Source organism: Saccharothrix violaceirubra (assembly GCF_014203755.1).
Lineage (GTDB): Bacteria > Actinomycetota > Actinomycetes > Mycobacteriales > Pseudonocardiaceae > Actinosynnema > Actinosynnema violaceirubrum.
The window spans coordinates 1,258,457-1,270,545 of the sequence record NZ_JACHJS010000001.1; the positions used below are offsets into that span (position 1 = coordinate 1,258,457).

Annotated in this window: 14 protein-coding genes; 13 read left to right on the forward strand and 1 reads right to left on the reverse strand. The window is 69.3% G+C overall.

Annotated elements, in window-relative coordinates; genetic code table 11:
• Positions 1 to 7 precede the first annotated feature (7 nt).
• The 12 genes from rimM to F4559_RS06505 all read left to right on the forward strand — a co-directional run bounded on the left by rimM (position 8) and on the right by F4559_RS06505 (position 10,076).
• The gene (rimM, locus tag F4559_RS06450; protein WP_184666671.1) at positions 8 to 526 is read left to right on the forward strand and encodes a ribosome maturation factor RimM; all 519 of its coding nucleotides are present in this window, start codon (positions 8 to 10) and stop codon (positions 524 to 526) included.
• Complete coding sequence (gene trmD, locus F4559_RS06455; protein WP_184666672.1) at positions 516 to 1,256, forward strand: tRNA (guanosine(37)-N1)-methyltransferase TrmD; 741 nt, start codon at positions 516 to 518, stop codon at positions 1,254 to 1,256. The genes rimM and trmD overlap by 11 nt, the downstream gene beginning before the upstream one ends.
• 169 nt (positions 1,257 to 1,425) lie before the next feature.
• Positions 1,426 to 1,785 (forward strand): 50S ribosomal protein L19, encoded by a 360-nt coding sequence (gene rplS / locus F4559_RS06460; RefSeq protein WP_184666673.1) that lies wholly within the window; start codon positions 1,426 to 1,428, stop codon positions 1,783 to 1,785.
• A 35-nt stretch (positions 1,786 to 1,820) separates the two neighbouring features.
• Positions 1,821 to 2,723, forward strand: a complete 903-nt coding sequence (gene lepB / locus F4559_RS06465) for a signal peptidase I (protein WP_184666674.1) — start codon at positions 1,821 to 1,823, stop codon at positions 2,721 to 2,723.
• Positions 2,724 to 2,739: 16 nt separating this feature from the next.
• The gene (gene lepB / locus F4559_RS06470; RefSeq protein ID WP_184666675.1) at positions 2,740 to 3,642 is read left to right on the forward strand and encodes a signal peptidase I; all 903 of its coding nucleotides are present in this window, start codon (positions 2,740 to 2,742) and stop codon (positions 3,640 to 3,642) included.
• A 9-nt stretch (positions 3,643 to 3,651) separates the two neighbouring features.
• Positions 3,652 to 4,446: a ribonuclease HII gene (locus F4559_RS06475; RefSeq protein ID WP_184666676.1), complete on the forward strand. Its 795-nt coding sequence runs from the start codon at positions 3,652 to 3,654 to the stop codon at positions 4,444 to 4,446.
• Entirely contained in the window at positions 4,446 to 4,769 is a 324-nt protein-coding gene (locus tag F4559_RS06480; RefSeq protein ID WP_015104440.1) for a DUF2469 domain-containing protein, read from the forward strand. Before F4559_RS06475 ends, F4559_RS06480 begins: the two co-directional genes overlap by 1 nt.
• A gap of 176 nt (positions 4,770 to 4,945) precedes the next feature.
• Positions 4,946 to 5,293 (forward strand): YraN family protein, encoded by a 348-nt coding sequence (locus tag F4559_RS06485; RefSeq protein ID WP_184666677.1) that lies wholly within the window; start codon positions 4,946 to 4,948, stop codon positions 5,291 to 5,293.
• Positions 5,293 to 6,804: a YifB family Mg chelatase-like AAA ATPase gene (locus F4559_RS06490; protein ID WP_184666678.1), complete on the forward strand. Its 1,512-nt coding sequence runs from the start codon at positions 5,293 to 5,295 to the stop codon at positions 6,802 to 6,804. Before F4559_RS06485 ends, F4559_RS06490 begins: the two co-directional genes overlap by 1 nt.
• 151 nt (positions 6,805 to 6,955) lie before the next feature.
• Positions 6,956 to 8,101 carry a DNA-processing protein DprA gene (dprA, locus tag F4559_RS06495; RefSeq protein ID WP_184666679.1) on the forward strand — a complete coding sequence of 382 codons (1,146 nt, stop codon included), beginning with the start codon at positions 6,956 to 6,958 and terminating at the stop codon, positions 8,099 to 8,101.
• A gap of 33 nt (positions 8,102 to 8,134) precedes the next feature.
• Positions 8,135 to 9,109 carry a tyrosine recombinase XerC gene (locus F4559_RS06500; RefSeq protein ID WP_184666680.1) on the forward strand — a complete coding sequence of 325 codons (975 nt, stop codon included), beginning with the start codon at positions 8,135 to 8,137 and terminating at the stop codon, positions 9,107 to 9,109.
• Positions 9,110 to 9,308: 199 nt separating this feature from the next.
• Positions 9,309 to 10,076 (forward strand): FliA/WhiG family RNA polymerase sigma factor, encoded by a 768-nt coding sequence (locus F4559_RS06505; protein WP_376774706.1) that lies wholly within the window; start codon positions 9,309 to 9,311, stop codon positions 10,074 to 10,076.
• Between the two features lie 274 nt (positions 10,077 to 10,350).
• On the opposite strand, the gene F4559_RS06510 is transcribed toward F4559_RS06505, so the two are convergent.
• Positions 10,351 to 10,899 (reverse strand): murein hydrolase activator EnvC family protein, encoded by a 549-nt coding sequence (locus F4559_RS06510; RefSeq protein ID WP_184666682.1) that lies wholly within the window; start codon positions 10,897 to 10,899, stop codon positions 10,351 to 10,353.
• A gap of 344 nt (positions 10,900 to 11,243) precedes the next feature.
• Here F4559_RS06510 and rpsB point away from each other — a divergent pair, with 344 nt between their 5' ends.
• The gene (gene rpsB / locus F4559_RS06515) at positions 11,244 to 12,086 is read left to right on the forward strand and encodes a 30S ribosomal protein S2 (RefSeq protein WP_184666683.1); all 843 of its coding nucleotides are present in this window, start codon (positions 11,244 to 11,246) and stop codon (positions 12,084 to 12,086) included.
• The last annotated feature ends 3 nt before the right edge of the window (positions 12,087 to 12,089 follow it).

Consider the following 12,089-nt stretch of genomic DNA (forward strand, 5'->3'; position numbering starts at 1 on the left):
CACACGCATGGACGTAGTCGTCGGCCGCGTGGCCAAGGCGCACGGCATCACCGGCGAACTCGCCGTCGACGTGCGCACCGACTCGCCGGACACGCGGTTCGCCGAGGGCTCGGTCCTCAACGCGAAACTGCGTGACGGCACGTCCCGCGACCTCACCGTCACAGCCGCCCGGCACCACGCCGGGCGGCTGCTGGTGCGTTTCGAGGAAGTGGTGACCAGGGATGTCGCGGAGACGTTGCGCGGCACCTTGCTGCTGGGCAGTACCGCCGACCTGCCCCCGACGGGCGACCCGGACGAGTTCTACGACCACGAACTCGAAGGGCTGAACGTCGAACTGCTCGACGGCACGGTGATCGGCACCGTGCGCGAGATCGTGCACGGTCCGGGCGGCGAGCTGCTGGTCGTCCGCCGCGAGGGCGGCGCGGACGCGCTGGTCCCCTTCGTGCGGGAGATCGTGCCGACCGTGGACGTCACGGCCCGACGCGTGGTGCTCGACCCGCCAGAGGGCCTGCTCGATGCGGATTGACGTCGTCACGATCTTTCCCGAGTACCTCCAGCCGTTGCGCGCCGCGTTGCTCGGCAAGGCCATCGACAAAGGACTTCTCGACGTCGCCGTGCACGACCTGCGTGACTGGACGCACGACGTGCACAAGGCCGTGGACGACAGCCCTTACGGCGGCGGACCGGGCATGGTCATGAAGCCCCAGGTGTGGGGTGAGGCCCTGGACGAGGTGTGCGCGGGTGACGTGCCGCCCAGGCTCATCGTGCCCACGCCCGCGGGGCGGCCTTTCACCCAGGAACTCGCGCACGAGTACGCGGCCGAGTCGCGCCTGGTGTTCGCCTGCGGTCGGTACGAGGGCATCGACCAGCGCGTGGTCGACGACGCGTCCCGGCGCATGCGCGTGGACGAGGTCTCGATCGGCGACTACGTGCTCGTCGGCGGCGAGGTCGCCGTGCTGGTGATGGTGGAGGCCGTCGTCCGCCTGCTGCCCGGCGTGCTGGGCAATCCCGACTCGGCCGCGCAGGACTCGTTCTCCGACGGGCTGCTGGAAGGCCCGTCGTACACGCGGCCCGAAGTGTGGCGGGACCTGGCCGTGCCCGACGTGCTCCGGTCGGGCAACCACCGGGCGATCGACCGTTGGCGCCGGGACGAGGCGTTGCGGCGTACCGCCGCGCGGCGTCCGGACCTGCTCGGCGCGCTGCCCGCCGAGGCGTTCGACAAGCACGACCGGGCGTTGCTCGAGGGCCTGGGCTGACCCCGATTTCGTCCGGAAGCGGCGCGTCTGGCACACTGGACAGGTTGCTGCACCCGGAACGACCTGTTCGGCGTGCGCCGCAAGCCCGCCCCCATCGCGTGTGACACCTTGGCAGAACCGCGTTCGTGGGGGAGTACGCAATACACGTGAGGACGAGGACGGACCACCGATGAACACCCTGGACGCTCTTGACGCCCAGTCGCTGCGTTCCGACATCCCGAGCTTCCGGCCGGGCGACACGCTGAAGGTCCACGTCCGGGTCATCGAGGGCTCCCGCGAGCGGGTCCAGGTGTTCCAGGGCGTCGTGATCCGCCGCCAGAACGGCGGCATCCGCGAGACCTTCACCGTCCGCAAGGTCTCGTTCGGTGTCGGCGTCGAGCGCACCTTCCCGGTGCACTCCCCGAACATCGCCGAGATCGAGGTCGCCTCCCGCGGCGACGTGCGTCGCGCGAAGCTGTACTACCTGCGCGACCTGCGCGGCAAGGCCGCCAAGATCAAGGAGAAGCGCGAGGCCAAGCCGGCCTCCTGACGCCGGGTTCACCGTCGGCCAGTAGCCTGCCCCTTGTGGCAGAACCCGTACACAGCTCCGCCGACGAAGACGGTCGTGATCCCGCGGTCGAGTCCTCTGAGGACTCGACCGCGGGCCGTAAAGGCCGAAAGGTCAAGAAGAAGCAGCCGTTCTGGCGCGAGTTGCTCATCCTCGGCGCCACGGCCCTCGTGCTCACCGTCTTGATCCAGACTTTCCTGGCACGCGTGTACGTGATCCCTTCGCAGTCGATGGAACAGACGCTTCATGGCTGCCCGGGGTGCAACAACGACCGCGTCCTGGTCGACAAGCTCGTCTACGACTTCACCGACATCGAACCCGGTGAGGTCGTCGTGTTCAGAGGCCCCGAGTCGTGGGGCAACAACGACTTCCAGTCGGCGCGGTCGGACAACCCGGTCGTGGCCGGTCTCCAGTCCGTGCTCTCCCTGATCGGCCTCGCGCCGCCGGACGAGCGCGACTTCGTCAAACGGGTCATCGCCGTGGGCGGTCAGACCGTCGAGTGCTGCGACGACCAGCATCGGATCAAGGTCGACGGCAAACCGCTGGACGAGCCGTACATCTACTGGCAGGCCGGTACCGGCCCCGAGGACCACGAGCCGTTCGCACCGGTGAAAGTGCCCGAAGGACACCTTTGGGTGATGGGCGACAACCGCACCAATTCCACCGACTCGCGAAAGCAGGGCGGTGGCGGGGTCGCGGGCACCGTCCCGGTCGACAACGTGATCGGGAAGGCGCGCGTCATTGTGCTGCCGCCGTCGCGCTGGCAGGGGATCGGCGACCACAACCCGCAGGCTGTCGCGCTGGGCACACCCGCCTGGCAGGGTGCCATTCCCGCGGGCGCGGGCCTTGCCGCGGCGTGGCCCGTCCTCTTCCTCGGCCGAAGGCTTCGCAACCGGTTGACCAGGGCCTCACACGGTTGATCGGTACGCTGGAAGCGTGGTAGACGTCGCACCCCGTGGCCCGTCGGGCGAGGAACCCGATCACTCCTCAGGCGAGGAGGAGGTCGAGTCTTCGCCCAAACGGGGGCGCAAGGACGAGAAGCGGAAAGGCTCGTTCTGGCGCGAGTTGCCGATCCTGGTCGGTGTCGCGGTGGTGTTGGCGATCATCATCCAGACCTTCCTCGCGAAGGTCTACATGATTCCGTCCGAGTCGATGGAGCAGACGCTGCACGGCTGCGCGAACTGCTACGGCGACCGTGTGCTCGTGGACAAGATCACGTACGACTTCACCGACCCGTCGCCCGGCGACGTGGTCGTCTTCCACGGCCCGGACACGTGGATCAACCAGGACTTCGTCGCACCGGAGCCGGAGAACCCGATCCTGCGGGCACTGCAGAAGGCCGCGTCGCTGATCGGGTTCCCGCAGGCGAACGAAGAGGACTTCGTCAAGCGCGTCATCGCCGTCGGCGGGCAGACCGTGCAGTGCTGTGACGACAAGAACCGCGTGACGGTCGACGGCAAGCCGCTCGACGAGCCGTACATCTTCTGGGAGCCGGGACGCAGTTCGTCGCAGGACTCCTTCGCCGAGTTGAAGATCCCGGACGGCTACCTGTTCGTGCTCGGTGACAACCGCAACGACTCGTGCGACTCGCGGTGTCAGGGCGACGGACGCGAAGGTGGTCTCGTACCCGTGGACAACGTCGTCGGGAAGGTGCGTGTCGTCGTGCTGCCGCCGTCGCGTTGGCAGGGCGTCGGCGACCACGACCCGCAGACGGTCGCGATCGGCGCGCCCGCGTGGCAGGACGCGATCCCGGCCGGTGCGGGGTTCGCGGCGGCGTGGCCGGTGATGTTCCTCGGGCGACGGGCGCGGGCACGGTTGCGGCGTCAGCGGCTGGGATAGGGTCGTGGGGTGATCCGCAAGCCGCCTCGTGTCCAGGTTCGGCAGAACGCGGGTATCTGGGCGTTCCAGGCCGCGCTCGACCGGCGTGGACTCGGTCCCGTGGCGGGTGTCGACGAAGCCGGTCGGGGAGCCTGTGCCGGCCCGCTCGTCGTGGCCTCGTGCGTGCTGGACTGCCGGGACGCGGCGCGGTTCGAGGGACTCACCGACTCCAAGCTGTTGACGGCCAACGCCCGTGACCGCATGTACGACCTGGTCCTCGATCGAGCCGTCGACTACGCCGTGATCGTCATCCCATCGAGTGAAGTTGATCAACTCGGGGTGCACGTGGCGAACATCGAGGGGATGCGACGAGCCGTTGCCCGGCTTTCGGCGCACCCGGGCTACGTGCTGACGGACGGGTTCCCGGTGCCGGGCCTGACCGCGCCGAACGTCCCCGTGGTCAAGGGCGACCGGGTGGTGGCGTCCGTCGCGGCGGCATCCGTGCTGGCCAAGGTCACGCGCGATCGGATCATGACCGACTTGCACGGCGAACTCCCGGTCTACGGGTTCGCCGTGCACAAGGGCTACAGCACGGCCGATCACACGGCCGCGCTGCTGGAACACGGCCCGAGTGCGCAACATCGCTGGTCGTATGCGAATGTGGCCACGGCGGCGGCCAGGCACGGCCTGGTCGCGCCCCACCGGCTGGCACGAGGCGTCGTGACCGCCGGGGTGGTCCAGAATGGAACACCGCCGCCCGACGGCGGTGGCGGGCATGCGACGAGGAGGGGCGCGGATTCGATGAACACCCGCGCGGAGGCGTAATGAGTGCAGAGGATCTCGAGAAGTACGAGACCGAGATGGAGTTGTCGCTGTACAAGGAGTACCGCGACATCGTCAGCCAGTTCTCGTTCGTCGTGGAGACCGAGCGGCGGTTCTACCTGGCCAACTCGGTGGACGTGCAGGTCCGCAACGCGGACGGCGAGGTCTACTTCGAGGTGCGGATGTCCGACGCGTGGGTGTGGGACATGTACCGTCCCGCCCGATTCGTCAAGAACGTCCGGGTGATCACGTTCAAGGACGTCAACGTCGAAGAGCTGGACAAGCCTGACTTGAGACTGCCCGAGGACGGTCCTTTCAACTCCTGATCTCGTCGTCGGCAGGGGGCCGCCGGGTGCACACCCGGCGGCCCCCTGCCGCGTCCGGTGGAAGTTGTCCACAGGTCCACGGGCGACCCCCGAGTTGTCCACAGGTTCGACGGACGTCCTCGCATCCGACCGACCCACCCCGGCACAGTCGTACCCACGAACTCCGGAGGCGTCGGATGAACATGGCATTGGGCAAGCGCGGCGAGGACGTCGCCTGCGAATGGCTGGAACGCGAGGGGCTGGTGGTCCTGTCGCGCAACTGGAGGTGCAAGGAAGGCGAGTTGGACATCGTCGCCACCGACGGCACCGAGCTGGTGGTGTGCGAGGTGAAATGCCGGTCCGGTACCGACCGGGGCAGTCCGCTCGAGGCCGTGACGCCGGAGAAGCTCGACCGCATCCGCCGTCTGGCGATGCGCTGGCTCTCCGATTACCGGGTCGGGTGGGTGCGCATCCGGTTCGACGTGATCGCGGTGGAGTGGCCGCCGGACGGACCGGTGTCGCTGCGCCACGTGCGAGGCGTGTGATGGGGCTGTCGAGGGCGTGGTCGGTCGCGTTGTACGGCGTCGACGGCGTGCCCGTGGAGATCGAGGCGGATGTCGGGGTCGGCACCGTGCGCACGCAGCTCCTCGGTCTGCCGGACGCCGCGCTGCACGAGTCGAAGGATCGCGTCAAGGCGGCCGTCCGCAACTCCGACCGGTCATGGCCGACGCAGCGGGTCACGTTGGGCCTGTCGCCCGCGACGCTGCCCAAGGGTGGTTCGAGCTATGACCTCGCCCTGGCGTGTGCGGTGCTGGCCGCGGCCGGATCGGTGTCGTCCGAGCGCCTCGTCGGCACGGTGTTGTTGGGCGAGTTGGCTTTGGACGGGCGGGTGCGGGCGGTACGCGGCGTGCTGCCCGCCCTGCTGGCGGCGCGCCGCGCCGGGTTGACCCGGGCGGTGGTGCCGGTCGAGTGCCTGCCCGAGGCCACGCTGGTCGAGGAGATCGAGCTGTTCGGCGCCGAGACGCTCGTCGACGTGATCATGTGGTTGGACGGTGGCACTTCGCTTGTCGTGCCGTCGTCGGGAGCTTTCGTGGCCATGCCCCCGAGCGGTCCCGAGCTGGCGGACGTGATGGGTCAGCCGGAAGCGAGGTGGGCGCTCGAAGTGGCCGCCGCCGGTGGGCACCACCTGCTGCTCAGCGGACCTCCCGGCACCGGGAAGACGATGCTCGCGCATCGCCTGACCAGCCTGCTGCCGCCGTTGACGGTGGAGGACGCGTTGGGGGTCACCGCCGTGCATTCGGTCGCGGGCCTGCTGACGCCGGACATGCCGCTCGTGTCGGCGCCGCCGTTCGTCAGTCCACACCACTCGACGTCGACGGCGGCCCTGATCGGCGGCGGGACCGGCCTGCCCAGGCCGGGTGCGGTGAGCCGGGCGCACTGCGGGGTCCTGTTCCTGGACGAGGCTTGCGAGTTCGGCCAGAGCAAGCTCGAAGCGCTGCGCACGGTCCTGGAGGAAGGCGAGATCCGGCTGGCCAGGCGGGACGGGATGGCCCGCTACCCGGCTCGCTTCCAACTGGTGCTCGCCACGAATCCCTGCCCGTGCGCACCGCCCAAGGAGGTCGACTGCCTGTGCACGTCGACCGCCCGGCGGCGGTACCAGGCCAAACTGTCGGGCCCGCTGCTCGACCGGGTCGATCTCAGGGTGAAGACCCGGCCGTTGATCGCGATGAACGGTGCCGAGGTGGTCGAGCCCGAGTCGACGGCGGTCGTCCGGGCCAGGGTGCAGCGGGCCCGTGAGCGGGCGATGCGGCGGTGGTCGGAGCACGGCTGGCGCACCAACGCCCAGGTGCCCGGTCCGGTGTTGAGAAAAGAGCACGTGCTGCCGCGTTCGACCACGGCGCTGCTGGATCGCGCCCTCGCGACCGGCGCCCTGACCGGCCGGGGTGCGGATCGCTGCCTCAGGGTGGCTTGGACGTTGGCCGATCTGGCGGATTCCCCGGAACCCGCCGCCGAACACGTCGCCACCGCCCTCGAATTTCGGGAACGTCGAAGCTGATTCTGTTCTTCTCGTCTTGGAAATGTCACCGGTTCCGCGTCGCATGCTCGATCGGTGAAGCATTTCGATCTTGGGTGAGTCCTTTCTCGGAAATTCTCGTGGAGGTGCGTCGTGTCCGAAGCTCGTCGAATCCGATCCAAGGAGCGGGGTCATGATCGATGATCCGGTGAGGGTGGCCCGGGCCTATCTTTCCCGCGTGGCCGAGCCGCCGGCACCCGCGCTGGCCGCGTTCGTCGCCGAGCACGGTCCCGTCCGGGCGGCGCGGTTGGTGCGCGACGGGATGGTGCCGACGGACGTCGACCGGCAGACGTCGGCGCGGCGTGCGCGGGATCGGGCCGAGGAAGATCTGCGGCAGATGGCCGCACAGGGTGGTCGCCTGGTGATTCCCGAGGACGACGAGTGGCCCGACTGGCCGTTCCAGGCGTTGACCATGGCCGCCGCGCGCCGACTCAGGTGTGGTCTCGCGCCGCTTGCGTTGTGGGTGCGGGGCAAGGGAAATCTCGCGGAATCGACCGATCGGGCGGTCGCGGTCGTCGGCAGCAGGTCCGCGAGCGGGTACGGCCTGCACGTCGCCGCCGAGTTCGGCTACGGGCTGGCCGAGGCGGGGATGACCGTGGTGTCCGGTGCCGCGTACGGGATCGACGGCGCCGCGCACCGGGGTGCCCTGGCGGCGGGCGGGTCGACGATCGCCGTGCTGGCGTGCGGTGTCGACGTCGCCTATCCCGCCGGTCACGAGCGATTGCTCGCGGAGATCCTGGAGCAGGGGCTGGTGATCAGCGAGTACCCACCGAACCATTCACCGGCCCGCCACCGTTTCCTGACCAGGAACCGACTCATCGCGGCTCTCGGCGACGGGACGGTCGTCGTCGAGGCGGGAAGGCGCAGCGGTGCCAAGAACACGGCGGCCACTACGTCGGCCCTCGGCCGGGTGCTGATGGCCGTGCCCGGTCCGGTGACGTCCAGCAGTTCGTCCGGCTGCAACGAGTTGCTCCGCGCGGGCGACGCGGTACCGGTGACCAGCGTGGCCGAAGTCGTGGAATCGGTGGGGCGACTCGGCTTCGACCTGGTCGAGGCGACGGGAAACCGGGACGTCCCGCCGCAGGGCGACGCGATGCGGGTGCTCGAAGCGCTCGACCCGATGTTCCCGGTTCCGACGCGGGCCGTGGCGGTGGAGTCGGGTGTCGAGCTGGCACGGGTCGAGGCGCTGCTGCCCGAACTCGAGGCCATCGGTGCGGCGGAGCGTATCGACATGGGATGGAAACGCACTCCGGAAGGGACTTGGCGTGGCGACACTTGACCCGACGTGCCGGAGGGCGCAGCGTCAGAGGCTATGTCCCCGCCGCCGAACCGGACTCGCCGTGTCGATCTCGTACGGCTACGTGGCGCGCTGCCTTCGGACGTGGCCGCGGTGGTGGACGATTTCGAGCGCCATCTGGCTCTTGAGCGGGCGTTGTCTCCGCACACCGTCCGTGCGTACCTGGGTGACGTCGTGGCTTTGCTGGTCCACTTGGCGGCCGGTACGGCGGCGGACGCGACGGTGGAGTCGATCGATCTGGCGGGGCTGCGGTCGTGGCTCGGTGCGCAGCATGCCGCGGGTGCCGAGCGGACGACGCTCGCGCGCCGGACCGCCGCGGCGCGGACGTTCACCGCCTGGGCCACGCGGACCGGAATCCTCACCGAAGATCCCGGCCTTCGGTTGGTCGCGCCCAAGGCGCACCGGACACTGCCCGCAGTACTGCGGGCGGATCAGGCCGAAGCCGCCATGTCGGCCGCCGAACTCGGTGCGCGTGAAGGCGATCCGGTTGCGCTGCGTGACCAGGCCGTGGTGGAGTTGCTCTACGCGACGGGTGTGCGGGTGGCCGAGTTGTGCGGTCTCGACCTCGACGATGTCGACTACTCCCAAAGGGTGATACGGGTTCTGGGCAAGGGCAGTCGCGAGCGCGTCGTGCCGTTCGGCGTTCCGGCCGAACGCGCTGTACGTCGCTGGGTGGAACAGGGGAGAACAACGCTGGTCGGCGACCGTTCACACCGGGCGCTCTTCCTGGGCGCGCGCGGTGGCCGACTGGACACGCGTACCGCCAGGAGGGTTGTCCACGATGTAGTGGGTGCGGTGCCGGGAGCGGTGGACACCGGACCGCACGGACTGCGCCACTCCGCGGCGACGCACCTGTTGGAAGGGGGAGCCGACCTGCGAACCGTCCAGGAGCTTCTTGGTCACGCTACGCTCGCAACGACTCAGCTCTACACACACGTCACCGTCGAACGGCTGAAGGCGATCCATGACCGAACCCACCCCCGTTCCTGACGTCGCAGGGGGAGGTTCGCGGACCGCGACCGTGACCTCTCCTCCCGCCGCGCGCGTCGGGACTTCGTCGGAGGCTCGCACCTCGGCCGGGACGAACGGTCGCCGTGCCGACGGCGGTGCGCCCCGGAACAACGGGCACACCGCCGTCGGACACGGTCGGTCGTCGTACCCGGCGGCGGAGGCGCGCTCCGCCGACGACGTGGAGGCCGGCATCATCGCGCTCTGGCACACCTACGGCAGGTCCCGGGATCAGGGAATGCGCGACCGGCTGGTGCTGCACTACGCACCCCTGGTCAAGTACGTGGCCGGTCGGGTGGGCACCGGGCTGCCGGCGCACGTCGACGTGGCCGATCTGATCCAGTCCGGGATCTTCGGCCTGGTCGACGCGATCGAGAAGTTCGAGCCGGAGCGCGGGCTGAAGTTCGAGACGTACGCGATGCAGCGCATCCGGGGCGCGATCCTGGACGACCTGCGTTCGCAGGACTGGGTGCCGAGATCGGTGCGCAGCCGGGCCCGCGACGTGGAGCGGGCGCTCGAACGGTTGGGCGGTCGGCTCCAGCGCACGCCGACCGACCGCGAGCTGGCGGCCGAGTTGAAGATCGGGCTCGGCGAGTTGCGTGAGCTGTACGCGCAACTCCAGCTCACGAGCGTGGTCGCGTTGGACGAACTCATCGCGGCCGGGCGCAGTGCGGGTGCGGGGTCGTCGTTGGCCGAGTCGTTGCCCGACGAGGGCGCCGAGGACCCGATCGCGAGCCTGGTCGACCAGGACAGCCGTCGTCAGCTCGCGGACGCGATCGCGCAACTCGCCGAGCGGGATCGGGTGGTCGTGACGCTGTACTACTTCGAGAACCTGACGCTGGCCGAGATCGGCAAGGTGCTCGGGGTGACCGAGTCGCGTGTGTGCCAACTGCACACGCGGGCGGTCCTGCGTCTGCGGACGAAGCTGAACGAGCAACTCGACGCCTGACCGGCCATCCGGTCACCGCGCTGGTCGAAGTCCGCTGCCCTCGAGGGGAAGGGTGGCGGTTTCGCTTTCTCCGAATGGTCGGTCGTGGTGGTGTTTTCGTGGGCCATTCGGCTCTGGGTCTACGAGGCGGGGCGTTCTCGGCGGCTTTATTCGGGCGTGCGGTGGATGTGAATGATCCGATGTCGGCTGTTCGGTCGGGATTATGCATCACTTCCATGGGTGGGCGGTGCGGGGAATTCGAGTGGATTCGTCGTCGGCAGGATCTCGAGCGTGATCACCTCGTTCCGTGAATGGCGTGCGGTGAAGACGCTCGGCTTCGGGGGAGGGGAAGCAGGCGGATCTTGGGGCGGGCGATCAGGTGCAGAGGGTTGAGGTAGGCGTCCTTCTGGGTCTTTCGGCGGACGCCCCAGTGCAGGCAGGCGGGGCGCGGGCAGCCCTCGTGGCCGGTCAGGAGGGTGCCGATGGGGGTGCCCCTGTCGACCGGTTGGCCCAGGGTGACGGTCGGGGCGACCGGCTCGTAGGTGGTGCGCAGGCCGTTCGGGTGGTCGATCGAGATCACCGGGCGGCCGGCCACCTGGCCCGCGTGGGCGACGGTGCCCACGCCGGCGGCCAGGACCTCCGCGCCCGGCAGGGCCGCCAGGTCCACGCCTCGGTGGCCCGCCTCGTACGGGGTCGGTGGCCGTACGAAGGGGCGCACGACCTCGTGCGGTGGGCGTAGGGGCCAGGTGAAAACGCCGTGGTGCGGGCGGGACTGGGTCGGGGCGGCCAAGCTCGACACCGCCAGGGTGGCGGCCAGTGCCAGCGCGGTCGTGGTGAGGGGCATTGGGCCAGGGTGGCGGGTGAGGGACGCGGTGTCCGGCGTGTCCGGCGTGGCTGTGGACAACTCCGCCCCCTGTGGACAAGTCGTGCAGGGCGGTTAGTGGTTCCGGCGTGCTGCGGCGTACACTCGTTCCGCGGCCCGTCCAAGTGCGGGGCGACTTCGCGTGTCACTGCTGAGACGACCTTTCGCGGTCGGGTCACGGCGTCCGAACGGTCCTCGAAATGTCTTCGACGGTACGGACGGCGGCAGGGCACCAGGGCGGTGGTCCGACCAGGGCCCACCGCGACGAACCGAACCGCGTGCCGGCAAGCGTCGGCACGCCCGATCGAAGAGGTGCGAACCCGGCCATGGCCGTCGTCACCATGAAGCAGCTGCTCGACAGCGGCGTGCACTTCGGGCACCAGACCCGGCGCTGGAACCCGAAGATGAAGCGCTACATCTTCACCGAGCGCAACGGCATCTACATCATCGACCTCCAGCAGACGCTGACCTACATCGACCGGGCTTACGAGTTCGTCCGGGAAACGGTCGCGCACGGCGGGTCGATCCTGTTCATCGGCACCAAGAAGCAGGCGCAGGAGGCCATCGCCAACGAGGCCCTCCGCGTCGGCATGCCCTTCGTCAACCAGCGCTGGCTGGGCGGCATGCTCACCAACTTCTCGACGGTCCACAAGCGTCTCCAGCGGCTCAAGGAGCTGGAGTCGATGGAGCAGACCGGCGGCTTCCAGGGTTTCACCAAGAAGGAAATCCTGATGATGAACCGCGAGAAGGACAAGCTGGAGCGCACGCTTGGCGGTATCCGCGACATGTCCAAGGTGCCCAGCGCCGTGTGGATCGTGGACACCAAGAAGGAGCACATCGCGGTCGGCGAGGCGCGCAAGCTCAACATCCCGATCGTCGCGATCCTCGACACCAACTGCGACCCGGACGAGGTCGACTACCCGATCCCGGGCAACGACGACGCGATCCGCTCGGCCGCGCTGCTGACCAAGGTCGTCGCCGAGGCGGCTGCCGCCGGCCTGATGGCCCGTTCCGGCGTCCGCACCGGCAACGCCGGCGGTGGCGGCGCGGAGAAGCCCGAGCCGGGCACGGGTGAGCCGCTCGCGGAGTGGGAGCAGGACCTGCTGGTCAACGCCGAGGCTCCGGCAGCCGAGGCGCCCGCCGCGGGCTCCGAGACCGTCCAGTCCTGATTG

Bases quoted from the DNA above. Each gene is read 5' to 3' on its own strand.
- F4559_RS06485 (WP_184666677.1), top strand. From the start codon at position 4,946: ATGAACATGGCATTGGGCAAGCGCGGCGAGGACGTCGCCTGCGAATGG.
- F4559_RS06510 (WP_184666682.1), bottom strand. From the start codon at position 10,899: ATGCCCCTCACCACGACCGCGCTGGCACTGGCCGCCACCCTGGCGGTG.
- dprA (WP_184666679.1), top strand. From the start codon at position 6,956: ATGATCGATGATCCGGTGAGGGTGGCCCGGGCCTATCTTTCCCGCGTG.
- F4559_RS06490 (WP_184666678.1), top strand. From the start codon at position 5,293: ATGGGGCTGTCGAGGGCGTGGTCGGTCGCGTTGTACGGCGTCGACGGC.
- rpsB (WP_184666683.1), top strand. From the start codon at position 11,244: ATGGCCGTCGTCACCATGAAGCAGCTGCTCGACAGCGGCGTGCACTTC.
- rimM (WP_184666671.1), top strand. From the start codon at position 8: ATGGACGTAGTCGTCGGCCGCGTGGCCAAGGCGCACGGCATCACCGGC.
- F4559_RS06480 (WP_015104440.1), top strand. From the start codon at position 4,446: ATGAGTGCAGAGGATCTCGAGAAGTACGAGACCGAGATGGAGTTGTCG.
- trmD (WP_184666672.1), top strand. From the start codon at position 516: ATGCGGATTGACGTCGTCACGATCTTTCCCGAGTACCTCCAGCCGTTG.
- F4559_RS06500 (WP_184666680.1), top strand. From the start codon at position 8,135: ATGTCCCCGCCGCCGAACCGGACTCGCCGTGTCGATCTCGTACGGCTA.
- rplS (WP_184666673.1), top strand. From the start codon at position 1,426: ATGAACACCCTGGACGCTCTTGACGCCCAGTCGCTGCGTTCCGACATC.